We start from the raw sequence: 23,951 nt of genomic DNA on the forward strand, positions 1-23,951 counted from the left end.
CGGGCCGAGGACACCCCTCAGCGGGCCGCCCCGACGATCAGGCCGTCCTCGACGCGGTCCACCCGGACCGTGTCGCCGTCCACGACCTCGCCCGCGAGGATCTCCTTCGCGAGCCGGTCGCCGATCGCCGTCTGGATGAGCCGGCGCAGCGGCCGCGCGCCGTACGCGGGGTCGTTGCCCTCCTCGGCGAGCCACTCCAGGGCCTCGGGCGTGACCTCCAGGGTGAGCCGCCGGTCGGCGAGCCGCTTCGCGAGCCGGTCGATCTGGAGCCGCGCGATCCGGCCCAGCTCGGCCCGGTCGAGCGCCGAGAAGACGACCAGGTCGTCCAGCCGGTTGAGGAACTCGGGCTTGAAGCTCGCCCGCACGACCTCCAGGACCTGCTGCTTCTTCACGTCCGCCGGGGTCAGCGGCTCCACGAGGTACTGGCTGCCCAGGTTCGACGTGAGGATCAGGATGGTGTTGCGGAAGTCCACCGTCCGGCCCTGGCCGTCGGTGAGGCGGCCGTCGTCCAGGACCTGGAGCAGGACGTCGAAGACCTCCGGGTGCGCCTTCTCGACCTCGTCGAGCAGGACGACGCTGTACGGGCGGCGGCGGACCGCCTCGGTGAGCTGGCCGCCCTCCTCGTAGCCGACGTAGCCGGGGGGCGCGCCGACCAGGCGGGCGACGGAGTGCTTCTCGCCGTACTCCGACATGTCGATGCGGATCATGGCCCGCTCGTCGTCGAAGAGGAAGTCCGCGAGCGCCTTCGCCAGCTCCGTCTTGCCGACGCCCGTCGGGCCGAGGAAGAGGAAGGAGCCGGTGGGGCGGTCGGGGTCGGCGATCCCGGCGCGGGTGCGGCGCACGGCGTCGGACACCGCCTGCACGGCCTCGGACTGGCCGATGAGCCGCCGGCCGAGCTCGTCCTCCATGCGGAGCAGCTTCTGCGTCTCGCCCTCCAGGAGGCGGCCGGCGGGGATGCCGGTCCAGGCGCCGACCACGTCCGCGATGTCGTCGGGGCCGACCTCCTCCTTGACCATGGCGTCCTTGCCGTCGGCGCCCTTCGAGGACTCCTGCTGGGCCTCGGCCTCGCTCGCCTCCGCCAGCTCCCGCTCCAGGCCCGGGATCTCCCCGTAGAGCAGCTGGGAGGCGGTGTCGAAGTCGCCGTCCCGCTGGGCGCGCTCGGCGCGGCCGCGGGCCTCGTCCAGGCGCTCCTTGAGCTCGCCGACCCGGTTGAGGGACTGCTTCTCCTTCTCCCAGCGGGCGGTCAGGCCGCGCAGCTCCTCCTCGCGGTCGGCGAGGTCGCGCCGCAGCTTCTCCAGGCGCTGCCGGCTCGCCGCGTCCGTCTCGTTCTTCAGGGCCAGCTCCTCCATGCGGAGGCGGTCCACGGAGCGCTGGAGCTCGTCGATCTCGACGGGCGAGGAGTCGATCTCCATGCGGAGCCGGGAGGCGGCCTCGTCGACGAGGTCGATGGCCTTGTCGGGGAGGAAGCGGGAGGTGATGTACCGGTCGGAGAGGGTCGCGGCGGCCACCAGGGCGGAGTCGTTGATCTGCACCTTGTGGTGGGCCTCGTAGCGGCCCTTGAGGCCGCGGAGGATGGCGATGGTGTCCTCGACGGTCGGCTCGGCGACCAGGACCTGCTGGAAGCGGCGCTCGAGGGCGGGGTCCTTCTCGATCCGCTCGCGGTACTCGTCGAGGGTGGTCGCGCCGACCATGCGGAGCTCGCCGCGGGCCAGCATCGGCTTCAGCATGTTGCCGGCGTCCATGGCGGAGTCGCCGCCGGCGCCCGCGCCGACGACCGTGTGCAGCTCGTCGATGAAGGTGATGATCTGGCCGTCGCTCGCCTTGATCTCGGAGAGGACGGTCTTCAGGCGCTCCTCGAACTCGCCGCGGTACTTCGCGCCGGCGACCATCGCGCCGAGGTCGAGCGAGACGAGCCGCTTGTTCTTCAGGGACTCGGGGACGTCGCCCTTCACGATCCGCTGGGCGAGGCCCTCGACGACGGCGGTCTTGCCGACGCCGGGCTCGCCGATGAGGACCGGGTTGTTCTTGGTGCGGCGGGACAGCACCTGGACCACGCGGCGGATCTCGTGGTCGCGGCCGATGACCGGGTCCAGCTTGCCCTCGCGCGCGGCGGCGGTGAAGTCCGTGCCGAACTTCTCCAGCGCCTTGTACTGCCCTTCCGGGTCGGGTGTGGTCACCCGGCGTCCTCCCCTGCTCTTCTCGAACGCGTCGAGCAGCTTCGATGCGCTCGCGCCCTGCGCGTCGAGGATCTCACCGGCCGGGCCGCCCTTGGCCGCGACCGACGCGAGCAGGTGCTCGGTCGACAGGAAGTCGTCGCCGAGCTCCTTCGCGCGCCGGTCGGCCTCGGCGATCACGGCGAGGAAGTCCCGGCTGGGCTGCGGGGGCGCGACCGTGGACCCGGTGACGCTCGGCAGGGCGGCGAGCAGCCGCTCGGCTCCGGCGCGGACGGCGGCCTGGTCGGCGCCCACGGCGGCCAGCAGGTCGATGATGTTCTCGTTGTCCTGACCGGCCAGGAGGGCGAGGAGTAGGTGGGCGGGGGTCAGGTCGGCGTGCCCCTCGGACACGGCGCGGCTGCTCGCCGCGTTGAGCGCGTCCCGGCTCCTGTTGGTCAGCTCGGCGTCCACGTGCGGTGCTCCTCCTCGAACGTCGTGGGTCGACTTCTCTCTCTGACCCTTCCAACGTACACAAAGTTGAGCCTATTCCGCTCAAGGTATCGGAGGGAGGTGCGTCACGGGTAGTTTCCGGGCATGGCCACAGACCCCAGGAACCCGTCCGACTCGTACCTGAGCTTCTGGCGCGAGTACCACATGTGCACCCTCACCACCCCGCGCCCGGACGGCACGCCGCACGTCGTCGCGGTCGGCGTCACGTACGACCCCGAGGGCGGGTACGCGCGCGTGATCACCAACAGGAACAGCCGGAAGGTCGCCCACGTCCTGGCGGCGGGCGCGGACGGCGCGCGGGTCGCGGTCTGCCAGGTCGACAAGGGGCGCTGGGCCACCCTGGAGGGCGTCGCCCACATCCGCACGGAGGCGGCGACGGTCGCGGACGCCGTCGCCCGCTACGCCGAGCGCTACGGCCGGACCCCGGCCCCGAACCCGGACCGGGTCGTCATCGAGATCGCCCTGACCCGGGCGATGGGCCGCGCCTGACGGCGGACGGCGGAACGCACAGCGGCGCCATCGCGTTTCAGGTCCGCGATGGCGCCGCTGTGTGGGGGAAGTGCCGGAGCGATCTACAACGACGGGGGAATCGCTCAGGCACTGCGGGGGGTGGCGGTGATGGTCTCGGGCTCGATCAGCTGGTGGTCTCGCTGGTCGAGGTTGACGAAGATCATGCCGTACCGGATGGCACAGCGGATGGGCTGTGGAGCGCCTCGGGGGCGGCGCAGACAGCGGTACGCACGGACATCCTCGTCCTGCTCACGGGCGACGACGATCGGCTCTCCGAAGAGCGTGACCTTCAGCGAGTCACCACGGTGGGGGATGGCCGAGGCGAGGTCGACGAAGTGCCAGCCGGAGCGATAGGCCGAGGCCATCTCACGGCGGAACCTGGGGTCATCGGGAACGTTCATGCGCCCGTCTAATTCCAGCCGGGGTCCTGCTGGGGGGCCACGCTCCAGCCCGGGTCACCGAGGAGCGCGGGGCCGGCGAGGTGCCAGCCCGGGTCGAGCGGAGCGGCCTGCACCTGCGCCGTCTCCGAGTGCCAGCCCGGATCCGGAACCACTCCCACCGCGCCCAATGTGGCGGCCGCGATGAAGGCGACTCCGGCCGCCGCGCGTATGAGCTTCTTCATCATCACCGAGCAACCTCACTTGAAGGCAACGTCTCTTTCCAACCCCCGCGAGTAAGACGATGGCTTACTCTCTGCGCCTGCACCACCAAACCCAGGCATCATGTTCCTGAGATGCAGGAGCCTGGGGGTGTACATATGCGGAAACAAGCGGACGAATCAGGTCACCCTCATTCGCACGCCGAACTGTGCGAAGCGGGGTCCGAGCTGTATGCGGCCGCTCTGCACACCGGGCGAATACCCCGGTCAGAGGCGGTCGGAACGCCGTGCCTCCTCGACCTCTCGCTGCTCCACCCCGACCCCGACGACGCGCAGTGGCTCCGCCCGGTTCCCCCGTCCGCGGCCCTCGCCCAGCTGCTCCAGCCGATCGAACGGGAGATACTCGACCGCCGTCGGCGCACCGTCGCCCTGTCGGACGCGTTCGAGCCGTTCATGGCCATCAGCGCCCACGACTCCCCCACCACACACGCCATCACGGTCCTCGAGGGCATCGACCGCATCAACTCGACCCTCGACCGCGTCGTGGCCAACTGCCGCCACGAGCTCCTCACCGTCCAGCCGGGCGGCGGCCGCCCCGCCCAGGCCCTCAGCGAGGCCCTGGACCGCGTCTCCCCGCTCCTCGGCCGCGGCATCACCATGCGCACGCTCTACCAGCACACCGCGCGCCACACCGAGCTCACGCTGACCTATCTGGAGCACGTCGGCCCCGAGGTGCAGGTCCGCACCCTCGAGGAGATCATCGACCGGCTGATCATCGTCGACCGCGAGGTCGCCTTCATCCCGGCCCGCAGCGACCGCCAGGTCGCCCTGGAGCTGCGCCACCCCGGCCTCGTCGCGTACCTCTGCGGTGTCTTCGACCAGTTCTGGCAGCTGGCCGTGCCGATACGGGAGGAGATCCCGTACGACATCAAGACCGACGGCATCGGCGGCGTGCAGCGCTCCATCGCCCGGCTCCTGGTCGAGGGGCACGTCGACGAGGCCATCGCCCGCCGGCTCGGCATGAACGTGCGGACCTGCCGGGCGCACATCGCCAAGCTGGCCGCCGCCCTCGGCAGCGGCAGCCGGGCGCAACTCGGCTATCTGATCGCCCAGTCCGGCATCCTCGAACGGGACAGCTGAACCTCGGCCGGGACAGCGGAAAGAGGCCCCCTCCCTGGGGGAGGGGGCCTCTTTCCGGACGTCGTACGGGGTGCGGAGCTACTCGCCGCGCTTCGGGCGCCACACCACGAGGGCGCTCGCCTGCTGCACGTCGGTGTACGGGACCAGGTCCCGGCGGTACGAGGCGTGCACCTGGGCCTCGCGCTGGCGCAGCGTCGCCGCCGCGCCCTCGACGGCCGCCGACAGCTCGGACACCCGGGCCTGGAGCGCCGCGACCTGGTTCTCCAGTTCGATGATCCGCTTGATTCCGGCCAGGTTGATGCCCTCGTCCTGCGACAGCTGCTGCACCTGGCGGAGCAGCTCGATGTCACGGGCCGAGTAGCGCCGGCCCCGGCCCGCCGTGCGGTCCGGGGAGACCAGACCGAGGCGGTCGTACTGCCGGAGCGTCTGCGGGTGCAGACCGGAGAGCTGCGCCGCCACCGAGATGACGTACACGGGGCTCTCGTCGGTCAGTTCGTACGGATTGCGTCTCACCGGGTCACGCTCCCTTCGCCGCCTGGAACAGCTCGGCCCGCGGGTCCTCGGAGGCGGTCGCCTCGCGGAAGGTCTCCAGGGCCTCGCGTGCCTTGTCGTCCAGCTCCTGGGGCACGGCCACCTCGACCGTGACGAGGAGGTCGCCGCGGGTGCCGTCCTTGCGGACCGCGCCCTTGCCCCGGGCGCGCATGGTCCGGCCGTTCGGGGTGCCCGCGGGCAGCTTGAGGGTGACCGCGGGGCCGCCGAGGGTCGGCACCTTGATCTCGCCGCCGAGCGCCGCCTCCGTGAAGGAGACCGGCACCGTGACGGTGAGGTTGTCGTCCTTGCGGCCGAAGACCGGGTGGTCGTCGACGTGCACGACGACGTACAGGTCGCCGTTCTGCCCGCCGCGCTCGCCCGGCGCGCCCTTGCCGCGGAGACGGATCTTCTGGTGGTCGCTGACGCCCGCGGGGATGCGGACCTGCATGGTGCGGGAGGACTTGGCCCGGCCGCTGCCCTTGCAGACCTCGCAGGGGTGCTCGGCGATGAGGCCGCGGCCCTTGCAGTCCACGCAGGGGTCGGTCAGCGAGAAGCCGCCGCCGCTGCCGCGCGAGACCTGCCCGGTGCCGACGCAGGTCGGGCACACCCGGGGGGTGCCGTTCTTGTCGCCGGTGCCCGAACACGCCGTGCACGGCTGCTGGCTGGACATCCGCAGCGGGACGGTCGCGCCCTCGATGGCCTCGGTGAAGCTGAGCGTCACCTCGGACTCGATGTCCTGACCGCGCCGCGGCTGGGTGCGGGGGCCCGCTCCCCCGCCCCGGTTGAACAGGCCGCCGAAGACGTCGCCGATGCCGCCGCCGCCCCCGAAGCCGCCGCCCGCCCCACCCTGGGCGCCTCCGAAGAGGTCGCCCAGGTCGAAGTTGAACGAGCCGCCGCCGGGGCCGCCGGCCCGGAGGCCGCCGTTCCCGAAGAGGGCGCGGGCGTCGTCGTACTCCTTGCGCTTCTTGGGGTCGCCGAGGATGTCGTTCGCCTCGGAGATCTCCTTGAAGCGCGCCTCGGCGCTCGCGTCACCCTTGTTGGCGTCCGGATGGTTCTCGCGGGCGAGCTTCCGGTACGCCTTCTTGATCTCGGCCTCGGTGGCGTCCTTGGGGACGCCGAGAACCTTGTAGTAGTCCTTCTCGACGAAGTCCTTCGTGTTCATCGACGTCCCTCCTCCCGCGCACGGGTACGGCTGTTACTCGCTGTCCTGCTCGGAGGAGTCGGCGTCCTCCGACTCCTCGGCCTTGCCCTGGGCCCCGGGCTGGGGCTCGGCGACGGCCACGCGGGCGGGCCGGATGGTCCGCTCGCCGATGCGGTACCCCGGCTGGAGGATCGCCACGCACGTCGTCTCCGTGACGTCCGGCGCGTACGAGTGCATCAGGGCCTCGTGGATCGTCGGGTCGAAGGGCTCGCCCTCCTTGCCGAACTGCTGCAGACCCATCTTGGCGACGACGGTCTCCAGCGATTCGGCCACCGACTTGAACCCGCCCACGAGTTCGCCGTGGTCCCGGGCCCGGCCGACGTCGTCGAGCACGGGAAGGAGCTCGGCGAGGAGGCTCGCGACGGCGATCTCCTTGACCGTGACCCGGTCCCGCTCCACGCGGCGGCGGTAGTTCTGGTACTCGGCCTGGAGCCGCTGGAGGTCCGCGGTGCGCTCGGAGAGCGCGGTGCGGGCCTGGTCCAGCTGCGCCAGCAGGGCTACGTCCGTAGCGTCCCCGGCCGGGGCCGTCGCGTCCTCGTCGGACTCGACGGCCTCGGCGGCGTCGTCAGCGGTGGCGCCGGAGGGGACGTCGGGCTTCTCCTCGAAGCCCGGGGTCTCCTCGGTCACGCCTGGCCACCCTTCGGCTTGTCCTCGTCGACGATCTCGGCGTCGACGACGTCGTCGTCGGCCTGGGCCTGGGCGCCGCCCTCGGCACCGGCGGCCTGGGCGCCCTGGGCGTCGGCGTAGAGCGCCTGGCCGAGCTTCTGCGAGACGGCCGCGACCTTCTCGGTGGCGGTGCGGATCTCGGCGGTGTCCTCGCCCTTGAGCTTCTCCTTCAGCTCGACGAGCGCGGACTCGACCTCGGCCTTGACGTCGCCGGGGAGCTTGTCCTCGTTGTCCTTGATGAACTTCTCGGTCTGGTAGACGAGCTGCTCACCCTGGTTGCGGGACTCGGCGGCCTCGCGGCGGCGGTGGTCCTCGTCCGCGTACTGCTCGGCCTCCTGGCGCATGCGGTCGACCTCGTCCTTCGGCAGCGAGGAGCCGCCGGTGACGGTCATCTTCTGCTCCTTGCCCGTGCCCAGGTCCTTCGCGGTCACGTGCATGATGCCGTTGGCGTCGATGTCGAAGGCGACCTCGATCTGCGGGACGCCGCGCGGGGCCGGCGGGAGACCGGTCAGCTCGAACATGCCGAGCTTCTTGTTGTACGCCGCGATCTCGCGCTCGCCCTGGTAGACCTGGATCTGCACGGACGGCTGGTTGTCCTCGGCCGTCGTGAAGATCTCGGACCGCTTGGTCGGGATCGTGGTGTTGCGCTCGATGAGCTTGGTCATGATGCCGCCCTTGGTCTCGATGCCGAGGGACAGCGGGGTCACGTCGAGGAGCAGGACGTCCTTGACCTCACCCTTGAGGACACCGGCCTGGAGCGCGGCGCCGATGGCGACGACCTCGTCCGGGTTGACGCCCTTGTTGGCGTCCTGACCGCCGGTCAGCTCCTTGACGAGCTCGGCGACGGCCGGCATGCGGGTCGAGCCACCGACGAGGACGACGTGGTCGATCTCGGAGAGCTGGATGCCCGCGTCCTTGATGACGTTGTGGAACGGCACCTTGCAGCGGTCGAGCAGGTCGGACGTGAGCTGCTGGAACTGGGCGCGCGTGAGCTTCTCGTCCAGGTGCAGCGGGCCCTCGGCGGAAGCCGTGATGTAGGGCAGGTTGATCGTGGTCTCGGTCGAGGACGAGAGCTCGATCTTCGCCTTCTCCGCGGCCTCGCGGAGACGCTGGAGAGCCATCTTGTCCTTGGCCAGGTCCACGCCGTGGCCGTTCTGGAACTGCGTCACCAGGTAGTCGACGACGCGCTGGTCCCAGTCGTCACCACCGAGGTGGTTGTCACCGTTGGTGGCCTTCACCTCGACGACGCCGTCGCCGATCTCCAGGAGGGACACGTCGAAGGTGCCGCCACCGAGGTCGAAGACGAGGATCGTCTGGTCGTCCTTGTCGAGGCCGTAGGCCAGGGCGGCCGCGGTCGGCTCGTTGACGATGCGCAGGACGTTGAGGCCCGCGATCTCACCGGCCTCCTTGGTGGCCTGACGCTCGGAGTCGTTGAAGTACGCCGGGACGGTGATGACCGCGTCGACGACCTTCTCGCCCAGGTACGCCTCGGCGTCACGCTTGAGCTTCTGCAGGATGAAGGCGCTCATCTGCTGCGGGTTGAAGTTCTTGCCGTCGATCTCGATCTTCCAGTCGGTGCCCATGTGGCGCTTGACCGACCGGATGGTCCTGTCGACGTTGGTGACGGCCTGACGCTTGGCCACCTCGCCGACGAGCACCTCGCCGTTCTTCGCGAAGGCGACGACGGACGGCGTGGTCCTGGCACCCTCGGCGTTGGTGATGACGGTGGGCTCGCCGCCTTCCAGAACGCTGACGACGGAGTTAGTCGTGCCCAGGTCGATGCCGACCGCACGTGCCATTTCGATTCCTCCAGCTGACTGACTTGAGTGGAACTGACTCAAGGATGCACGACGAACCGGATCGCGTCAACAGACATGAGCGGGGTCGACTCAACTCTTCGCCGAGGTGAGCGCTCAACGAGCGTGCCGTTCCCCCGTTTGACCCGATTCGCATGAGAGGGTCCGGACATAGTCTGGACATATCCCAGGATTCCCGCCGAAGGGTGTGAGCGCATGACGGCGAAGCGCGCGTTCGACGTGGCGGGCGGGCTCGCCCTGCTCCTCGCGCTCTCACCCCTGATCGCCGGGATCGCCCTGTCCGTCGCGCTCGGCGGCGGCGCCGTGCTGCGCCGCCGCACGGTGGCGGGCCTGGAAGGGCGGCCGTTCACCATGCTGACCTTCCGCACCAGGAGCCCGCTCGCCGCGCTCCCCCTTCTCCTGCACGTCGTCGCGGGCCGGATGTCGCTGGTCGGACCGTGCCCGCTGACCCCGGCCCACCGCGAGTGCGCGGGCGAGGGCCGCCGCCGGCTGTCCGTACGTCCGGGGCTGACCGGACCGTGGCAGATCAGCGGCCGCTCGGACCTGCCGTGGGAGGAGCGCGAACTGCTCGACCTCCACTATGTGGACCACCATTGGCTGGGGATGGACCTGGTGATCCTTGCGCGTACCCTTCCAGCAGTCCGCAGGCGTCGCGCGGCAAGGTTTGCCTGAGCGACACATATCACCGCGAGCGCCGCTACAGCGCGGCGCCGCGACCGGGTAATCTCAGCAGGAACTCAATAAGTTACCGCTTAGTAGGCCCGCCCGAGGAGCCCGTCATGCAACTCGCCGCGATCATCGTGTCGATCGCCATCACGGTGGTGGCCGTCGCGCTGTTCGGCCGCGCCACCGTGCAGATCTACCGCTTCGTGCGGCTCGGTCAGCCGGTGCCCGCCGGCACGCGCACCGGTGACCCCAAGCAGCGCACCATCACGCTGGTCAAGGAGTTCCTCGGCCACACGCGCATGAACCGATGGGGCATCGTCGGCTTCGCGCACTGGTTCGTCGCGGTGGGCTTCTTCTCGCTGCTCCTCACGATCGTCAACGCCTTCGGCCAGCTCTTCCAGGCCGACTGGCTCATCCCGATCATCGGCGACTGGCTGCCGTACGAGATCTTCACCGAGTTCCTCGGCCTCATGACGGTCCTCGGCATCGTGACGCTCATCGTCATCCGCCAGCTGAGCAAGCCGACCAAGGCCGGCCGCAAGTCCCGCTTCGCCGGCTCCAAGACCGGCCAGGCGTACTTCGTCGAGGCCGTCATCCTGATCGTCGGCGTCTGCATCATGACGCTCCGCGCGCTCGAAGGCGTCCAGCACCACGTGACCGGCTGGGAGCCCGGCTTCTTCGCCTCGTACCCGCTGATCGCGCTGCTCGACGGCCTGGACCTCAGCACGATCCAGTACCTCACCTACTTCTTCGCGTGCCTCAAGATCGTCACGTCCTTCACCTGGATGATCACGGTCTCGCTCAACACCAACATGGGCGTCGCCTGGCACCGCTTCCTCGGCTTCCCGAACATCTGGTTCAAGCGCAACGCCGACGGCTCCACCGCCCTGGGCGCGCTCCAGCCGATGACCACGGGCGGCGCGGAGATCGACTGGGAGGACCCGGCCGAGGACGCCGTCTTCGGCGTCTCCCAGGTCGAGCAGTTCTCCTGGAAGGGCATCCTCGACTTCTCCACCTGCACCGAGTGCGGCCGCTGCCAGTCGCAGTGCCCCGCCTGGAACACCGGCAAGCCCCTCTCCCCCAAGCTCCTCATCATGTCGCTGCGCGACCACGCGCACGCCAAGGCGCCGTACCTGCTCGCGGGCGGCGGCAAGGACATGGAGGGCAACGAGACGGCGACCGAGGAGCAGCTCAAGGACGTCCCCGCCGCCGCGCTCGCCGAGGCCGAGCGCCCCCTCATCGGCACCGCCGAGGAGAACGGCGTCATCGACCCCGACGTCCTGTGGTCCTGCACCACCTGCGGCGCCTGCGTCGAGCAGTGCCCGGTCGACATCGAGCACATCGACCACATCGTCGACATGCGCCGCTACCAGGTGATGATCGAGTCCGCCTTCCCGTCCGAGGCCGGCACGATGCTGAAGAACCTGGAGAAGAAGGGCAACCCCTGGGGTCTCGCCAAGAAGCAGCGCGTCGAGTGGACCAAGGAGGTCGACTTCGAGGTCCCGATCATCGGGAAGGACGCGGAGGACCTCTCCGAGTTCGACTACCTCTACTGGGTCGGCTGCGCCGGCGCCCTGGAGGACCGCGCCAAGAAGACGACGAAGGCCTTCGCGGAGCTGCTGCACATGGCGGGCGTCAAGTTCGCGATCATGGGCGGCGACGAGAAGTGCACGGGTGACTCCCCCCGCCGCCTGGGCAACGAGCCGCTGTTCCAGCAGCTCGCCGCCGAGAACGTCGCCATGCTGAACATGGCGTTCGGCGAGGATGACGAGGACGAGTCGACCAAGAAGCCGAAGTCGGCGAAGCGGATCGTCTCGACCTGCCCGCACTGCTTCAACACCATCGCCAACGAGTACCCGCAGCTCGGCGGCGAGTACGAGGTCATCCACCACACCCAGCTGCTCCAGCACCTCATCGACGAGGGCAAGCTGGTCCCGGTGACCCCGGTCGACGGCCTCATCACCTACCACGACCCCTGCTACCTGGGCCGGCACAACAAGGTCTACACGCCGCCGCGCGAGATCATGTCCGCCGTCCCCGGCCTGCGCCAGCAGGAGATGCACCGCCACAAGGAGCGCGGCTTCTGCTGCGGCGCCGGCGGCGCGCGGATGTGGATGGAGGAGCGGATCGGCAAGCGCATCAACAACGAGCGCGTCGACGAGGCCCTGTCCCTCAACCCGGACATCGTCTCCACCGCCTGCCCGTTCTGCCTCGTCATGCTCACGGACTCCGTGAACGGCAAGAAGAACGAGGGCAAGGCCAAGGAGTCGGTCACCGTCGTGGACGTGGCGCAGCTGCTGCTGGAGTCGGTGAAGACCCCGGTCGACCCCGAGCCTGAGGCGGCGTCGGAGGAGCCCGAGCCGGCCGTCTGATCCCGGACACGTGAAGGGGCCGCCCCGCGCGAGCGCGGGGCGGCCCCTTTTCCGTGCCCTCAGCGGTGCGCGGAGACGAGGGTCCCGTGGAAGTCGTAGGTCCAGCTCTTGCCGCCGGAGACGGAGAGCTTGACGTAGGGCCGCCCGTCCCGGCCGGCGAAGAAGGTGGCGGTGTGCCCGTCGGGCAGCTTGACGACCTCGGGAGCGGGCTCGGGGGCGGGCTTGGGCTTCGGCGCGGGGCCGTGGTCCAGCCAGGAGGAGACGGTCCCGTCGGGCCGCAGGACGACGTGGAGCCCGTCGTGCTCCCCGTGGGCGGGCTTGCCGTGGGTACTGACGAGGGTGCCGATCAGCGTGCCGCCGCCGTAGATCTCGGCGGAGAAGCGGCCGGGACCGTCCTGGTAGACCTTGGCGAGCGAGCCGTCGGCGAGGTCGACGTTCCGCCAGAACACCGACGGGTCGCCCGCCGTCGCGGCGGGCGCGGGGGCGGGCGCCTCGGCGGCCAGGGCGGCCCCGGCGGCCGGCAGGAGGAGGGCGGCGGCGGCCCCGGTGGCGACGGCGGCGGTACGGACGGAACGACGGCTGACTCGCATCGGAAGAGCTCCTTGCTCGGGTCTCTGACGCCTCCGAAGCTACGAGTACGACATTGAGGTGATACGTCTGTTTTGTAACGCCCGTCCGGCGCCTCCCCCGCGACCACGTCACGGCCGGGATCACCCCTAGGGGATGTCACAGCTCAGTGGCAAGGCCGGTCCTGGGGAGCGTCCGTACGGAATGAACGGGTACGTTCAAGGCGTGGCTGGATTCAGGAACGGACGCGGCCGGGACAACCGCCCCCCGCAACAACAACCGCAGCAGGCGCCGTACGGGTACGACGCGGCCCCGCCGCCGCACCCGCAGCAGCAGTGGCAGCAGCCGCCGCAGGGGCGCCCGCAGCAGGGGTACGGACAGCAGGGGCAGCACGGACAGCCGTACGGGCAGCAGCAGCCGTACGGTCAGCAGGGGCACCCGCAGCAGCCGTACGGGGAGCCGGAGTACTTCGGCGACCCCTACGGCCGGCAGGAGAACCCGCAGCACGCGGCGGCGAACAACCCGGGCCACACCCAGATGTTCAGCGTGGACGACCCGTACGCCCAGGGCGGCCCGCCGCCCGCCCCCGTACCGACGGGCCCCCGGCTCCCGTGGAGGCCGCTCCTCACCGGCATCGTGCTCCGCCCGGCGGACACCTTCCTGCGGATGCGGGACCACGCGGTCTGGGGTCCGGCGCTGATCGTCACGTTCCTCTACGGGCTCCTGGCGATCTTCGGCTTCGACAAGGCCGGCGAGGAGACGCTCGACCCCACCTTCTCGGCCGCCCTGATCACGGGCGTCGCCTTCGTGGTCGGCGGACTGATCCTGGGCGCGGTGACCCACACCCTGGCGCGCCAGCTGGGCGGCGACGGGGCCTGGCAGCCCACGATCGGCCTCTCCATGCTGATCATGTCGATCACGGACGCCCCGCGCCTGGTCTTCGCCGTCTTCCTCGGCGGCGAGAACGGCCTGGTGCAGGTCATCGGCTGGGTGACCTGGCTGGCGGCCGGGGCGCTCTTCACCGTGATGGTGAGCCGCTCGCACGACCTCCCGTGGCCGAAGGCCCTGGGCGCCTCGGCGATCCAGCTGGTGGCCCTGCTGAGCCTGATCAAGCTCGGCACGCTGTAACCCGTACGGATATGGAGAAGGCCCCCACCGCTCGCGGTGGGGGCCTTCCGCACAATCAGGCTCAGGCGTGCTCAGGCGTGCTCAGGCGTCGAGGACCTGGCCCTCGCGCTTCACGACGGGCGGCTCGACCGACCAGGGGAAGTTGATCCACTCGTCGGTCTTCTTCCACACGTACTCGCACTTCACGAGGGAGTGGGACTTCTCGTAGATCACGGCGGAGCGGACCTCGGCGACGTGGTCGACGCAGAAGTCGTGGACGAGCTTCAGCGTCTTGCCGGTGTCGGCGACGTCGTCGGTGATGAGCACCTTCTTGTCGCTGAAGTCGATCGCGTCCGGCACGGGCGCCAGCATGACCGGCATCTCCAGGGTGGTGCCGACCCCGGTGTAGAACTCCACGTTCACGAGGTGGATGTTCTTGCAGTCCAGGGCGTAGGCCAGACCGCCGGCGACGAAGACGCCGCCGCGGGCGATGGAGAGCACGATGTCGGGCTCGTAGCCGTCGTCGGCGATGGTCTGCGCCAGCTCGCGGACGGCGGTGCCGAAGCCCTCGTAGGTCAGGTTCTCGCGTACGTCACTCATGCCTGCGACCGCCTCACACCTGGGTCCGATGGAAGTTCATGAACGAGCGGGAGGCCGTCGGCCCCCGCTGCCCCTGGTACCGCGAGCCGTACCGCTCGCTCCCGTACGGGAACTCGGCGGGCGAGCTCAGCCGGAACATGCACAGCTGGCCGATCTTCATCCCCGGCCAGAGCTTGATCGGCAGGGTGGCGAGGTTCGACAGCTCCAGGGTCACGTGCCCGGAGAAACCGGGGTCGATGAAGCCCGCGGTGGAGTGCGTGACGAGCCCGAGGCGCCCCAGGGAGCTCTTCCCCTCCAGACGCGAGGCGATGTCGTCCGGCAGGGTGATGACCTCGTAGGTCGAGGCGAGCACGAACTCGCCCGGGTGCAGGATGAACGCCTCGTCGCCCTCCGGCTCGACCTCACGCGTCAGGTCGAGCTGCTCGACGGCGGGGTCGATGTGCGGGTAGCGGTGGTTCTCGAACACCCGGAAGAAGCGGTCAAGCCTCACGTCGATGCTCGAGGGCTGCACCATGGATTCGTCGTACGGGTCGATGCGCACCCGTCCGGCATCGATCTCGGCCCGGATGTCCTTGTCTGAGAGAAGCACGCCCCCACGATACGCAGAGGGCGCGGACCTGCCCCAATCGGCAGTCGCCCGCGCCCCGGCCCGCACGGCTCAGCGCCGTCCGGCCTCCACCGGCACCGCATGCCGCAGCCGCGCACACCGCGGACACCGGATGAGCCGCCCGGGCCCGATCCGCCCGGCACCGAGCTGCTGAAGCGGGAACGAAGCGGTACTGAAAACATGCCCCTCGGCACAACGGACGACGGTGCGCTCCATCGAAACCATCAAGTCCCTTCCCCTACACACGTGGTGGACGATCAGCCACATTAGGGGATGAACGGGGCACCCTCCGCCACGGCACTCCGCACACGCCGAAGGCACGAACTTCGCCTCAAGTGGCGCATGGGGTACAGTGTGCAACGATGCGGCACGGATCATCCGGCCGTTGTGCGGATGTAGTTTAATGGTAGAACATGAGCTTCCCAAGCTTATAGCGCGGGTTCGATTCCCGTCATCCGCTCTTCTACGAAGCCCCAGGTCAGAGACCTGGGGCTTCGTCGTCGTGTGGCGTGCCCTGCCGTCGAGGAGCATCCTGAGGGCGAGATCGCCGCCGACGGGCCCGGCTCCGTGGCCCTCGGGCATCGGCCGCCCCGGACCTGCGTCGGTCCCTGAACGGCAGGCGCCGCGCAGCCCGTCCGGTCGCCCTACGAGAGGGAGCGGGATGACCGTCGGATCGCCCGGGGACCCGGATCGCTCGGAGAGCTTCGGAGAGGGGTTGCTGGGCGGGCTCCTGGACCGGGCCCATGAGCTGCCGCCGCATCTGGTCGGGCCGGTTCTCGCCGATACGGTGGCGCGGCTGGGGGGACGGGATCCGCAGATCCTGCTCCAGGACTACGGGCAGCAGCGGCTGGTCCCCCTGCCGGTCGAAGGGCTGGCGGGCGGGGAACCGCAGGTCATCGACGACTCGGACGCGGGCCGGTGCCTCCTCACCTCACGCCCGGTCGAACTCGTGCTGGCCGACGGCGTACGGGTCCTGCTGCCATTGGTGTCCGGAGGCGACCAGGCGGGCGTCCTGGCCGTCACGCTGGACGCCGTCGACGACGCCGACCGCCGCCTGCTGCGCAGGATCGCCGGGCTGATCGCCGACATGACCCAGACCAAGAACGGCTACACCGACCTCTTCTTCCGCACCCGTCGCAGCGAAGCGATGAGCGTCGCCGCCGAGATCCAGTGGTCGCTGCTGCCACCCCTGTCCATGGTGACGCCGCGCGTCACCGTCGCCGGCGTTCTGGAGCCCGCTTACGACGTGGCGGGCGACAGCTTCGACTACGCCCTGAACGGGGACACCTTCCACCTCGCCATGATCGACGCCATGGGTCACGGCCTGGACGCGGCCACGATGGCCACCGTGGCCATCGGCGCGTACCGGCACGCCCGCCGCATCAGCGTCGAGCTCTCGGAGATCTACCTCTTCATGGACCGGGCCGTGGCCGAGCAGTTCGCACCCGACCACTTCGTGACCGCGCAGATGATGCGACTGGACACCCCCACCGGTCGCCTCCAGTGGGTCAACGCCGGGCACCCCGCCCCGATGCTGATCCGCCGGCACCGCGTCGTGGGCCGTCTGGACAGCCCCACGACCCTGCCCGTCGGTTTCGGAGGAGCACAGCCGCAGGTCAGCGAAGTGATGCTCGACGCGGGGGATCGCGTGCTCTGCTTCACCGACGGGTTGGTCGAGGAACACGAGAGCGGGCAGGAGGAGTTCGGCGAGGAACAGCTGATCGACTGGGTGGACCGACTGGAGCGGGCGGACCGAGAGGTCCGCGCGGTGGTGCGGGACCTCTCCCAGACCCTCAAGCGGGCCCGGGGCAACGCCACTTCGGACGACGCCACCCTGGTCCTGGTCGAGTGGCGCGGATGAGCCGCGGCGTCACGCGCCGCGTCGGGTGTCATGGCCGCTGCCGTCGGCCGGGCGGCGTGACCGGCGGGAAGTCACCTGGTCAGAAAGGCTCGTCCGGCCCCTGGGCGGAGTACGGTGAAAGGACCGGGAGTAAGTCGGGCACCCGCTCCCACGCGGACGTCGTTTCCGGCGATCAAGACACTGGGCCGCCCGACGGGGCGGCCCGGAGACGGGTCCGCGATCATGACCACTCCCCTCGCACCGCTGCTTTCGGCGCGCCTGTCACTGACACCGAAGACCACCCTCGCCGGCCTCCTGGACGGCGCCTGGTGGCCTCGCTCGCATGACCTGGCCGCCGAACTTCCCTCCCTGGTCGACGCACTGGAGGAGCACTTCGGACGCATCACGCGCATCGCGGTGAACCCCACCCGCTGGCCCGTCGTCCCGCACAAGGTCGCCGTCACCGGGCACACCGTGCACGTCGGCTGGTTCACCGAAATGGATCCCGACAAGATGATCCTGCTCTCCTACACCGTCGGCCGCTGCGATCTCCTGGTGATCCCGCCCGAGACCGAACCCGCCTCGGCCGCCCGGCTCATGACCGCCGCCGCCCTCCCCGGCAGCGTCCTGGCCGCCGGTGCCCTGATGTCCGACGAGGCCGCGACCGGCCGCCGGATGCGGGACGCCCGCAGCAGCGAGGACGCCTGGGAGACCGACGGCGGGGCCACCCCGGCGCCCCTGCGACACCCACTCACCGGCGCACGGATGATCCCCGTGCCGAGGCGCCTGCGGAGGTGACCCCGTGGAAACCCTGATCACGATCGCCGTCATCGCCCTGCTGATCGCGCTCGGCACCCGCCTGATCCACCGGCGCAACGCCCGGCACGACGAACGCACCACCGCCCATCAGACCGGCGCTCCCTTCCCGACCACGCGCCGGCCACCCGGCCCATAGCACGGGTTCGATTCCCGTCATCCGCTCTCTACGGAGCTCCAGGTCAGCGACCTGGGGCTTCGTCGTTCTCCGGATGAGGGGGCACGTGAAGGGCCCGGATCCCCCAGGATCAATCCGGTACCGCCGTCACGGCTGGTCCCTCTTGCCGACGGAGATGTCCCCGTTACGGGTGTGGACCCGCACGGCATGGCCGCTCGTGTCGTTCTTCGTGACGTCCACGGTGACGTCGCCCTTCTTGGCCGCCGTGTCCACCGCGTACGTCGACTCCGGCAGGCCGATCCGCACGTCGCCGTCCTGGCTTCGTACATCGACGAGGTCGGGCGCGGAGGCGAAGTTCAGCTCGCTGTCGCCGTTCCGCGAGGCGACGGTGACCGACTTCGCGGAGATCCTGTCGCCTTCGATGGTTCCGTCGCGGCCTTCCAGGTCCAGATGGGGGCCGCTGAGGTCCGACAACCGCATGTCGCCGGCCTTGGCCGAGAAGTCCGCGGTGAAGCCGCTGGCTTCGACGAGGCCCTTGTCGTTCTCGACTGTGATCGCGACGTCGCGCGGCACCTTCACGGTGTACTGCGCACCGCAGTTGACGGAGACACCCGTGCAGTCCACCGTGAGCGCGAGGGTTCCGCCTTCGAGCTTCCACCCGGCCTCTACCTCGCCGCCGACCTTCGTACCGCTGACCTGACGTGACACCCGAAGTCCCTCGACATCGGCAGCTACGAGTCGCAGATCGGCGGAGCCGGACGTCACGGTCAGGCTCTTCCCGCTGAAGTCGAATGTCCTCGATTCCGCGACCGTGTTCGACGGGGTGTCTTCCGGGCCGCATCCCGTGGCTACGACGGTGAGGACCGCGACGCCCCCGAGGGCGAGCACAGCGTGGGGCCTCATTTTCATTGTTCTGTTCCTTCGCGGTTCTGGACATGCGAGGGCCGCATGCCGAGCTTGGTGGTGGTGAGTTCAGGGGGTGTTCCGTTGCGGCGGCGGGCCACCTGGTCACCGGCCGGGGAACCCGCTGTCGCGGCGGCGGGTCCGTACGGCGCCCCGCTTCACGCGCGCAGAGCGCGGACGGCGACCGTGCGCGACACGCGGACGGCCTGGAGGGTCAGGGCGAGGCACGTGGTCACGAGCGTCACCCCGGCGAGCAGGCCGAGGGTCGTCCAGGGGAGGCCGTCCAGGACCCGGACGACGCTGGTCTCGGCGCCCGCGGCGAGCGTGGCGCTCGCGACCGTGAGGGAGATCGCGCCGAAGAGGATCGCCGTCACCGCGTAGATCACGCCCTCGTAGATCGTCGATCGGGTGACCACGCCCGGCCGCGCGCCGGCGACCGTCACCACGGCGGAATCGCAGGTGCGTTCCCGCCCGACCAGGGCGATCACGGCGAGGCCGCCGACCCAGGACACGACGAAGACCCAGCCCAGCACGACCAGGACGTCGTCGAGCGCGGCGGTGCTTCCGGGCATGACGTTCGCCATCACCATGAAGAGTCCGACGAACGACAGGGAGAGGGCGAAGGGCAGCACCGTGGTGACGCTTCTCGCGGCACGGCTGCGGCACGACCGCACGGCGAGGTGCCAGGCGACCCCGCGTCCGGGCACGAGCGCGGTCCAGAACCTCATCAGCGGGGTGATCACCCAGGGCCCCATCAGCAGCAACAGGCAGATGAGGAAGAGGTTTCCGGCGAAGGCGAACGCCGTCCGCTGTTCGGTCCCGCCGTCGAGTTCGAGTCCCAGCCCGGGAATCCACATCCCGAGCACCCCGGCGAGGAGGCAGAGGGCGAGAACGCCGCGCGCGACGCCGGGCCGCGCCGGGGGATCGGAGAGGTCTCGAAACGCGCGCATCTCCGGCGTCCTGGCGGCCCGGCGTGTGACTCCCCAGCCGCCGAGCAGACACGGGACCACTCCGCACAGCGCGCTCACCCCGATGTGCCAGGGCTGGAATCCGGCCGTGGCTCCGTGCAGGTCGAGTCCCTCGGTCGTCCACTGCCCGAGGGCGGTGTCGGCGACGAGGGGGGCCAGCGGTACCGCCAGCGCGCCGGCCGCGGCGCCGAGCACGACCAGTTCCGTGCGCAGGATGAACCTGATGCGTCTGCGTGGGATCCCGAGGATCGCCCACAGGGCGTGATCGCGTCGCTGGGTCGTCAGGGTCAGACCGACGGTGGACGCGACGACGCCCACGGCCGCGAGCACGGTGAAGAAGACGATGTTGCCGCCGAGCGCGATCGACGCGGACACCATCCGCGCGTCACCCGCCGCCCGCGCCGCCGAGACGGCGGAGAACAGGGCGATGACCGAGCCCGCCGAGCACGCCGCACCGACCACCGCGCACACGAACGTCCACAGCCACATGGACGCCTGCATCCGGATGTCCGACAGGACCAGTCGCATCACGACGTCCGCCCTCCCGCCTCGTCCTGCGACTGCGCCGCGAGGACGGCGTCGCTCACCGCGTGGGAATCGCCCCCGGGGATGACGGCGTGCACACGCCCGGACCCCAGGACCACGACCTGATCGGCACGCGCGGCCGCGTGAGGGTCGTGGGTGACCATGAGGACCGTGGTTCCCTGCGCGGGAAGCGCTTGCAGCCAATCGAGTACGACGTGACCGGACTTGAGGTCGAGCGCGCCGGTCGGCTCGTCCGCGAAGACGATCCTCGGCTGGTTCGCGACGACCCGGGCCACGGCGACGCGCTGGCGTTCGCCTCCGGAGAGCCGGTCGGGGCGCCGCCGCGCGTGCTGGGCGATGCCGAGCCTCGACATGGCGTCGCCGACCCTCGACCTGGGCACCCGACGGCCGGCGAGTCGCGCCGGCAGGGCGATGTTGTCCTCGACCGTCAGCGAACTGACGAGGTTGTACTCCTGGAAGACGAATCCGACGTTCTCACTGCGGAATGCGGCCTGCTCGCGCGGGGAGAGCGACAGGACGTCCGTTCCCAGGACCTCGATGGAACCCGCGGTCGCCCGCTCCAGACCGGCGACGCAGAGCAGGAGCGTCGACTTTCCCGACCCGGAGGGGCCGACAATGGCGGTCAGCCGGCCTTCGGGAATGTCCAGGTCGATGTCGTGCAGGACCCGAGACGTCTCGCGTCGACGACCCGGGACGGGGAAGTCCATGTGAAGTCCGCGCAAACGGATGCAGGGTGTGGAAGCGGTAGCAGCGATGGGCATGCTTCGAGCAAACCAGGGCGGAGCGAGGGCCACACTGGTGCCTGAACTGCTGGAAGGTAGACCCAGGTCTACCTTTTGCGCGATCCGCGGTGTGCGAGAATGACGGGCATGGCGCAGGTTCGTATGGCGCGCAGAGTGCTGACGGAATGCACCGCGGCAATGGCTTTTCCGATTCTGCTGATTTCCCTTCTCGTTTTCCCGGTCTCGTCCCCGGTGGTGGCCGAGACGGACCGGTCGAGAGCCCGGTGGTGCGGTGCCGACACCACGCCGCTGAAGCCCTCCGACCAGAGCTGGGCCCAGTGGGTGTCGCTCCGGCTGCGCTCGCGGTCGATGTGGCGCACCGATCTCCCGGTTCTCGTGACCGCCACCCTCCTGTCCGTACTGTCGCTGCTGGTGGCCTTCTTCGGGTTCATCGGCGCCGCGGTGCTGGTGCTCTCCCCCGTCTTCTGGCTCCTCGGCATTGCCGCGCAGGTCGGTCCGTTCACCCCGGAATCCGTGGGGCAGACCGTCCTCGCCGTTCCCGCGGGTGTCGTTCTCGGCGCGGTCACCGCGACCGTACTGACCGGCACCTCATTTCTTCGCGACCTCTTGCTGCGTTCCTTCTCCCGCAGCCGGGACCCGGATCTGCTCGCGAAACTGGAGGAGCTCCGGACCAGTCGTGCCTCGCTGACAGCGGCCTTCGAATTCGAGCGACAGCGCATCGAACGCGATCTGCATGACGGCGCCCAACAGGAACTCGTCGCCGTCGTCATGCGTCTGGGAATGCTGGAAGCCGCCGCCACGGCCGCGGCTTCCGACCAGGAACGCGTCGTGCGGCTGGCACAGCAGGCCCGGGATCACGCGGAGCGCGCACTGGAACGGCTCAGGGAGACGGTCCGCGACATCCATCCCCGTGAACTGAGCGACCTCGGTCTCGTCGCCGCCGTCCGCGAGCTGGCCGCGCGATCGCCCCTGCGGGTCGAGCTGACCAGCACCGGCGACGACTCCGTGCTTTCGTCACCGACGGCGACCGCCGTGTACTTCACGGTGTCCGAAGCCCTGACGAACATCGCGAAGCACGCAGGCGCGGGAATCGCCCGGGTGGACCTGCGGTGCGCCGCGACCGACGTACACGTGCGGGTGCAGGACGATGGTGTGGGTGGCGCGAGGATCGACGCGGGCTCCGGGCTCGCCGGACTCCGCGAGCGCATGCGCAGTGTCGGCGGGAATCTCGAAATTCTCAGCCCACCGGGCGGCGGGACGCAGGTTTCGGCTTCCGCTCCCAGCCAACCCCCATGGTGATCAATCGGAGCCCGACATTTCCCCGGGGAGGGGTCATGAGAATTGTTCTGGCAGATGACAGCGTTCTGATCAGAGCCGGCATCCGGGAAATCCTGACCTCCCACGATCACGATGTCGTCCGCGAATGCGAGGACGCCGACGAGCTGGTCGCCGTGGTCGACGAGCTGACGCGTTCCGGCGACGCCCCGGACATGGTGATCACGGATGTCCGGATGCCCCCCAAGAACACCGACGACGGACTGCGTGCCGCGATCGATCTGCGCTCCCGCCACCGGGACCTTCCGGTGCTGGTTCTCTCCGCGTACGTCACGGGCCCCTACGTGAGGGAGCTTCTGAACGGCCCGGGTGCCGACGGAGCCGTCGGATACCTGCTCAAGGAGAAAGTGGGCCGGGTCGCCGACTTCCTGCGCGCTGTCGAGACGGTCTCCGCGGGTGGTGTCGTGATCGACCCCGAGGTCGTCCGCCACGTCACCCGCGCGGATTCGCCCCAGGGCCCGCTGGCCCGGCTCACCGCCCGCGAAAGGGAAGTGCTCGCCCACATGGCTCAGGGGCACTCCAACGCGGACATCGCGAGCGAGCTCTTCCTTTCCGGCGCCGCCGTCAGCAAGCATGTGGCGAACGTCTTCGTGAAGCTCGGCATGCCGCCCGACGAGGACAATCGACGCGTCAAGGCGATTCTCACCTGGTTCGAATACAACTGAGAATGCCTCAGGAAGTGTCGATGGCGCAGGCGAGGTACAGGTCGACGCGGTCGCGTGCGGCGGAGGGGTCGCGGCCGGTGAGGTGCTGACCACAGCGTGGCTGGAGGGCGTAGGCCCTCACGCCGCCGCCGACAACAGCCCCCCCCGTTTCGGCCCGTTGGCCAGCGCGTGTCCAACTGGGTGACAACGTCGGCTGACCTTGCCGAATACCGCCGAACCTCAGCGGTCCATCAGAGCAGCTCAGAGCCACACCGGACCATGCCCGCCCCCTGACCGACCGAGCGGAGGCCGAATGCGCCCCGACAGCAACACCGACAGCACCCACGACGCCGACGGCGCGGCCTGGGGTGCCGCGCTGGAGCGGCTCCTGGACGACGTGTACACGTTCGCGGCGGCGGGATCTCGACGCCACGAGGACTGGGGGCGGGACGTCCTGGACGTCATGGAGCGCTCGGTCGCCGACCCCCGGCACTGGCGCTCCCTGGACTGGGACGCCGACGAGGCGGGCCCCGAGAGCGCCCGTCCGTCGTATCCCTTCCTCCCGCCGGACGCCGAGCAGGTGCACGCGTGGACCTACCCGGTGACGGCCCCCGCCGCCGCCGATCTGCTCGCCTCTCTGTCCCAAGAGTGGTTCTTCGAGGCCCGGCCTGTCCGGGAGCGAACCGACCGGGAGGACGTGCTGGCCGACGCCCGGACCGTGCTCGGCAGGTTCGGTGACGACGCCGTCTTCCGCACGTCGTCGGACCTCGCCCGGGACTCCGCCTCGCCGGACTTCCTCGCCGGAGGGCTCTCCGGCGGCCGGGCCTTCAGCGACCACATGATGGATCTCGGGCTGATCGCCGTGAGCGCGGACGAGGTCGGGGTCTTCTGGTCCTTCCACGCGAACTGAGAAGCACACCGGAGCCGGCGGGGTCCGCCGCTCCCCCGTCCTGGAGCAAGGCGACCATGCTGACCCGTTCCGCCTCCTGTCCC

General features: G+C 70.0%; 24 protein-coding genes and 1 tRNA gene. 12 read left to right on the plus strand and 13 right to left on the minus strand.

Annotation, left to right across the window (positions count from 1 at the left end):
- Positions 1-17 precede the first annotated feature (17 nt).
- Positions 18-2,624, minus strand: a complete 2,607-nt coding sequence (clpB, locus tag ACFYXU_RS29475; RefSeq protein WP_361395411.1) for an ATP-dependent chaperone ClpB — start codon at positions 2,622-2,624, stop codon at positions 18-20.
- A gap of 123 nt (positions 2,625-2,747) precedes the next feature.
- Here clpB and ACFYXU_RS29480 point away from each other — a divergent pair, with 123 nt between their 5' ends.
- Positions 2,748-3,152, plus strand: coding sequence for a TIGR03618 family F420-dependent PPOX class oxidoreductase (locus ACFYXU_RS29480; RefSeq protein WP_329854872.1), 405 nt, complete (start codon positions 2,748-2,750; stop codon positions 3,150-3,152).
- A 104-nt stretch (positions 3,153-3,256) separates the two neighbouring features.
- Here ACFYXU_RS29480 and ACFYXU_RS29485 read toward each other — a convergent pair whose 3' ends face one another.
- Together ACFYXU_RS29485 and ACFYXU_RS29490 are read right to left on the minus strand one after the other, a co-directional pair.
- A complete protein-coding gene (locus ACFYXU_RS29485; protein ID WP_389460795.1) occupies positions 3,257-3,574 on the minus strand; it encodes a (2Fe-2S)-binding protein in 318 nt (105 codons plus the stop codon).
- Between the two features lie 8 nt (positions 3,575-3,582).
- Entirely contained in the window at positions 3,583-3,798 is a 216-nt protein-coding gene (locus ACFYXU_RS29490; RefSeq protein WP_329854874.1) for a hypothetical protein, read from the minus strand.
- A gap of 132 nt (positions 3,799-3,930) precedes the next feature.
- Between ACFYXU_RS29490 and ACFYXU_RS29495 the strand changes: the two genes are divergently transcribed.
- The gene (locus tag ACFYXU_RS29495) at positions 3,931-4,911 is read left to right on the plus strand and encodes a helix-turn-helix transcriptional regulator (protein ID WP_361395415.1); all 981 of its coding nucleotides are present in this window, start codon (positions 3,931-3,933) and stop codon (positions 4,909-4,911) included.
- Between the two features lie 78 nt (positions 4,912-4,989).
- Here the strand turns inward: ACFYXU_RS29495 and ACFYXU_RS29500 are convergent, their stop codons facing one another.
- The 4 genes from ACFYXU_RS29500 to dnaK are packed head-to-tail and all read right to left on the minus strand — an operon-like array spanning position 4,990 to position 9,108.
- Positions 4,990-5,424, minus strand: a complete 435-nt coding sequence (locus ACFYXU_RS29500; protein ID WP_086825514.1) for a heat shock protein transcriptional repressor HspR — start codon at positions 5,422-5,424, stop codon at positions 4,990-4,992.
- 4 nt (positions 5,425-5,428) lie between these two features.
- Positions 5,429-6,604 carry a molecular chaperone DnaJ gene (gene dnaJ, locus ACFYXU_RS29505; protein ID WP_376508226.1) on the minus strand — a complete coding sequence of 392 codons (1,176 nt, stop codon included), beginning with the start codon at positions 6,602-6,604 and terminating at the stop codon, positions 5,429-5,431.
- A gap of 33 nt (positions 6,605-6,637) precedes the next feature.
- On the minus strand, positions 6,638-7,270 hold the full coding sequence (grpE, locus tag ACFYXU_RS29510; RefSeq protein ID WP_376508227.1) for a nucleotide exchange factor GrpE: 633 nt from the start codon (positions 7,268-7,270) through the stop codon (positions 6,638-6,640).
- On the minus strand, positions 7,267-9,108 hold the full coding sequence (gene dnaK, locus ACFYXU_RS29515; protein ID WP_329854881.1) for a molecular chaperone DnaK: 1,842 nt from the start codon (positions 9,106-9,108) through the stop codon (positions 7,267-7,269). Before dnaK ends, grpE begins: the two co-directional genes overlap by 4 nt.
- A gap of 213 nt (positions 9,109-9,321) precedes the next feature.
- Here dnaK and ACFYXU_RS29520 point away from each other — a divergent pair, with 213 nt between their 5' ends.
- Both ACFYXU_RS29520 and ACFYXU_RS29525 read left to right on the plus strand, forming a co-directional pair.
- Positions 9,322-9,798 (plus strand): sugar transferase, encoded by a 477-nt coding sequence (locus ACFYXU_RS29520; RefSeq protein WP_361395421.1) that lies wholly within the window; start codon positions 9,322-9,324, stop codon positions 9,796-9,798.
- Positions 9,799-9,905: 107 nt separating this feature from the next.
- On the plus strand, positions 9,906-12,164 hold the full coding sequence (locus tag ACFYXU_RS29525; protein ID WP_389460798.1) for a (Fe-S)-binding protein: 2,259 nt from the start codon (positions 9,906-9,908) through the stop codon (positions 12,162-12,164).
- 59 nt (positions 12,165-12,223) lie between these two features.
- Here the strand turns inward: ACFYXU_RS29525 and ACFYXU_RS29530 are convergent, their stop codons facing one another.
- Positions 12,224-12,754, minus strand: coding sequence for a hypothetical protein (locus ACFYXU_RS29530; RefSeq protein ID WP_389460800.1), 531 nt, complete (start codon positions 12,752-12,754; stop codon positions 12,224-12,226).
- A 202-nt stretch (positions 12,755-12,956) separates the two neighbouring features.
- On the opposite strand from ACFYXU_RS29530, the gene ACFYXU_RS29535 reads away from it, so the two are divergent.
- On the plus strand, positions 12,957-13,859 hold the full coding sequence (locus ACFYXU_RS29535; RefSeq protein WP_361395427.1) for a Yip1 family protein: 903 nt from the start codon (positions 12,957-12,959) through the stop codon (positions 13,857-13,859).
- A gap of 81 nt (positions 13,860-13,940) precedes the next feature.
- Here the strand turns inward: ACFYXU_RS29535 and ACFYXU_RS29540 are convergent, their stop codons facing one another.
- On the minus strand, positions 13,941-14,438 hold the full coding sequence (locus ACFYXU_RS29540; RefSeq protein WP_329854888.1) for a phosphoribosyltransferase: 498 nt from the start codon (positions 14,436-14,438) through the stop codon (positions 13,941-13,943).
- 13 nt (positions 14,439-14,451) lie between these two features.
- Positions 14,452-15,027, minus strand: coding sequence for a dCTP deaminase (dcd, locus tag ACFYXU_RS29545; protein WP_017240230.1), 576 nt, complete (start codon positions 15,025-15,027; stop codon positions 14,452-14,454).
- Positions 15,028-15,434: 407 nt separating this feature from the next.
- Here dcd and ACFYXU_RS29550 point away from each other — a divergent pair.
- The 4 genes from ACFYXU_RS29550 to ACFYXU_RS29565 all read left to right on the plus strand — a co-directional run bounded on the left by ACFYXU_RS29550 (position 15,435) and on the right by ACFYXU_RS29565 (position 17,840).
- Positions 15,435-15,505, plus strand: a tRNA-Gly gene (locus ACFYXU_RS29550).
- Between the two features lie 201 nt (positions 15,506-15,706).
- Positions 15,707-16,906 carry a PP2C family protein-serine/threonine phosphatase gene (locus ACFYXU_RS29555; protein WP_389460802.1) on the plus strand — a complete coding sequence of 400 codons (1,200 nt, stop codon included), beginning with the start codon at positions 15,707-15,709 and terminating at the stop codon, positions 16,904-16,906.
- Between the two features lie 222 nt (positions 16,907-17,128).
- Positions 17,129-17,683, plus strand: a complete 555-nt coding sequence (locus tag ACFYXU_RS29560) for a DUF5994 family protein (protein ID WP_389407752.1) — start codon at positions 17,129-17,131, stop codon at positions 17,681-17,683.
- Positions 17,684-17,687: 4 nt separating this feature from the next.
- The gene (locus ACFYXU_RS29565; RefSeq protein WP_389407753.1) at positions 17,688-17,840 is read left to right on the plus strand and encodes a hypothetical protein; all 153 of its coding nucleotides are present in this window, start codon (positions 17,688-17,690) and stop codon (positions 17,838-17,840) included.
- Between the two features lie 126 nt (positions 17,841-17,966).
- Here ACFYXU_RS29565 and ACFYXU_RS29570 read toward each other — a convergent pair whose 3' ends face one another.
- From ACFYXU_RS29570 to ACFYXU_RS29580, 3 genes are all read right to left on the minus strand, one after another.
- Entirely contained in the window at positions 17,967-18,722 is a 756-nt protein-coding gene (locus tag ACFYXU_RS29570; RefSeq protein ID WP_389460805.1) for a DUF4097 family beta strand repeat-containing protein, read from the minus strand.
- Between the two features lie 158 nt (positions 18,723-18,880).
- The gene (locus ACFYXU_RS29575) at positions 18,881-20,218 is read right to left on the minus strand and encodes an FtsX-like permease family protein (protein ID WP_389461124.1); all 1,338 of its coding nucleotides are present in this window, start codon (positions 20,216-20,218) and stop codon (positions 18,881-18,883) included.
- Positions 20,218-20,943 carry an ABC transporter ATP-binding protein gene (locus tag ACFYXU_RS29580; RefSeq protein ID WP_376508249.1) on the minus strand — a complete coding sequence of 242 codons (726 nt, stop codon included), beginning with the start codon at positions 20,941-20,943 and terminating at the stop codon, positions 20,218-20,220. The genes ACFYXU_RS29575 and ACFYXU_RS29580 overlap by 1 nt, the downstream gene beginning before the upstream one ends.
- A gap of 162 nt (positions 20,944-21,105) precedes the next feature.
- Here ACFYXU_RS29580 and ACFYXU_RS29585 point away from each other — a divergent pair, with 162 nt between their 5' ends.
- From ACFYXU_RS29585 to ACFYXU_RS29595, 3 genes are all read left to right on the plus strand, one after another.
- A complete protein-coding gene (locus ACFYXU_RS29585) occupies positions 21,106-22,278 on the plus strand; it encodes a sensor histidine kinase (RefSeq protein WP_389460807.1) in 1,173 nt (390 codons plus the stop codon).
- A gap of 35 nt (positions 22,279-22,313) precedes the next feature.
- A complete protein-coding gene (locus tag ACFYXU_RS29590; protein ID WP_376508251.1) occupies positions 22,314-22,979 on the plus strand; it encodes a response regulator in 666 nt (221 codons plus the stop codon).
- Between the two features lie 292 nt (positions 22,980-23,271).
- The gene (locus ACFYXU_RS29595) at positions 23,272-23,868 is read left to right on the plus strand and encodes a hypothetical protein (protein WP_389460809.1); all 597 of its coding nucleotides are present in this window, start codon (positions 23,272-23,274) and stop codon (positions 23,866-23,868) included.
- Positions 23,869-23,951 lie beyond the last annotated feature (83 nt).

Source organism: Streptomyces sp. NPDC002232, assembly GCF_042890295.1.
Lineage (GTDB): Bacteria > Actinomycetota > Actinomycetes > Streptomycetales > Streptomycetaceae > Streptomyces.

Coding starts and splice junctions, on each gene's coding strand:
- ACFYXU_RS29480 (WP_329854872.1), top strand. CDS start 2,748: ATGGCCACAGACCCCAGGAACCCGTCCGACTCGTACCTGAGCTTCTGG.
- ACFYXU_RS29485 (WP_389460795.1), bottom strand. CDS start 3,574: ATGAACGTTCCCGATGACCCCAGGTTCCGCCGTGAGATGGCCTCGGCC.
- ACFYXU_RS29490 (WP_329854874.1), bottom strand. CDS start 3,798: ATGATGAAGAAGCTCATACGCGCGGCGGCCGGAGTCGCCTTCATCGCG.
- ACFYXU_RS29495 (WP_361395415.1), top strand. CDS start 3,931: ATGCGGAAACAAGCGGACGAATCAGGTCACCCTCATTCGCACGCCGAA.
- dnaJ (WP_376508226.1), bottom strand. CDS start 6,604: ATGAACACGAAGGACTTCGTCGAGAAGGACTACTACAAGGTTCTCGGC.
- dnaK (WP_329854881.1), bottom strand. CDS start 9,108: ATGGCACGTGCGGTCGGCATCGACCTGGGCACGACTAACTCCGTCGTC.
- ACFYXU_RS29520 (WP_361395421.1), top strand. CDS start 9,322: ATGACGGCGAAGCGCGCGTTCGACGTGGCGGGCGGGCTCGCCCTGCTC.
- ACFYXU_RS29525 (WP_389460798.1), top strand. CDS start 9,906: ATGCAACTCGCCGCGATCATCGTGTCGATCGCCATCACGGTGGTGGCC.
- ACFYXU_RS29530 (WP_389460800.1), bottom strand. CDS start 12,754: ATGCGAGTCAGCCGTCGTTCCGTCCGTACCGCCGCCGTCGCCACCGGG.
- ACFYXU_RS29540 (WP_329854888.1), bottom strand. CDS start 14,438: ATGAGTGACGTACGCGAGAACCTGACCTACGAGGGCTTCGGCACCGCC.
- ACFYXU_RS29555 (WP_389460802.1), top strand. CDS start 15,707: ATGACCGTCGGATCGCCCGGGGACCCGGATCGCTCGGAGAGCTTCGGA.
- ACFYXU_RS29560 (WP_389407752.1), top strand. CDS start 17,129: ATGACCACTCCCCTCGCACCGCTGCTTTCGGCGCGCCTGTCACTGACA.
- ACFYXU_RS29570 (WP_389460805.1), bottom strand. CDS start 18,722: ATGAGGCCCCACGCTGTGCTCGCCCTCGGGGGCGTCGCGGTCCTCACC.
- ACFYXU_RS29575 (WP_389461124.1), bottom strand. CDS start 20,218: ATGCGACTGGTCCTGTCGGACATCCGGATGCAGGCGTCCATGTGGCTG.
- ACFYXU_RS29580 (WP_376508249.1), bottom strand. CDS start 20,943: ATGGACTTCCCCGTCCCGGGTCGTCGACGCGAGACGTCTCGGGTCCTG.
- ACFYXU_RS29585 (WP_389460807.1), top strand. CDS start 21,106: ATGGCGCAGGTTCGTATGGCGCGCAGAGTGCTGACGGAATGCACCGCG.
- ACFYXU_RS29590 (WP_376508251.1), top strand. CDS start 22,314: ATGAGAATTGTTCTGGCAGATGACAGCGTTCTGATCAGAGCCGGCATC.
- ACFYXU_RS29595 (WP_389460809.1), top strand. CDS start 23,272: ATGCGCCCCGACAGCAACACCGACAGCACCCACGACGCCGACGGCGCG.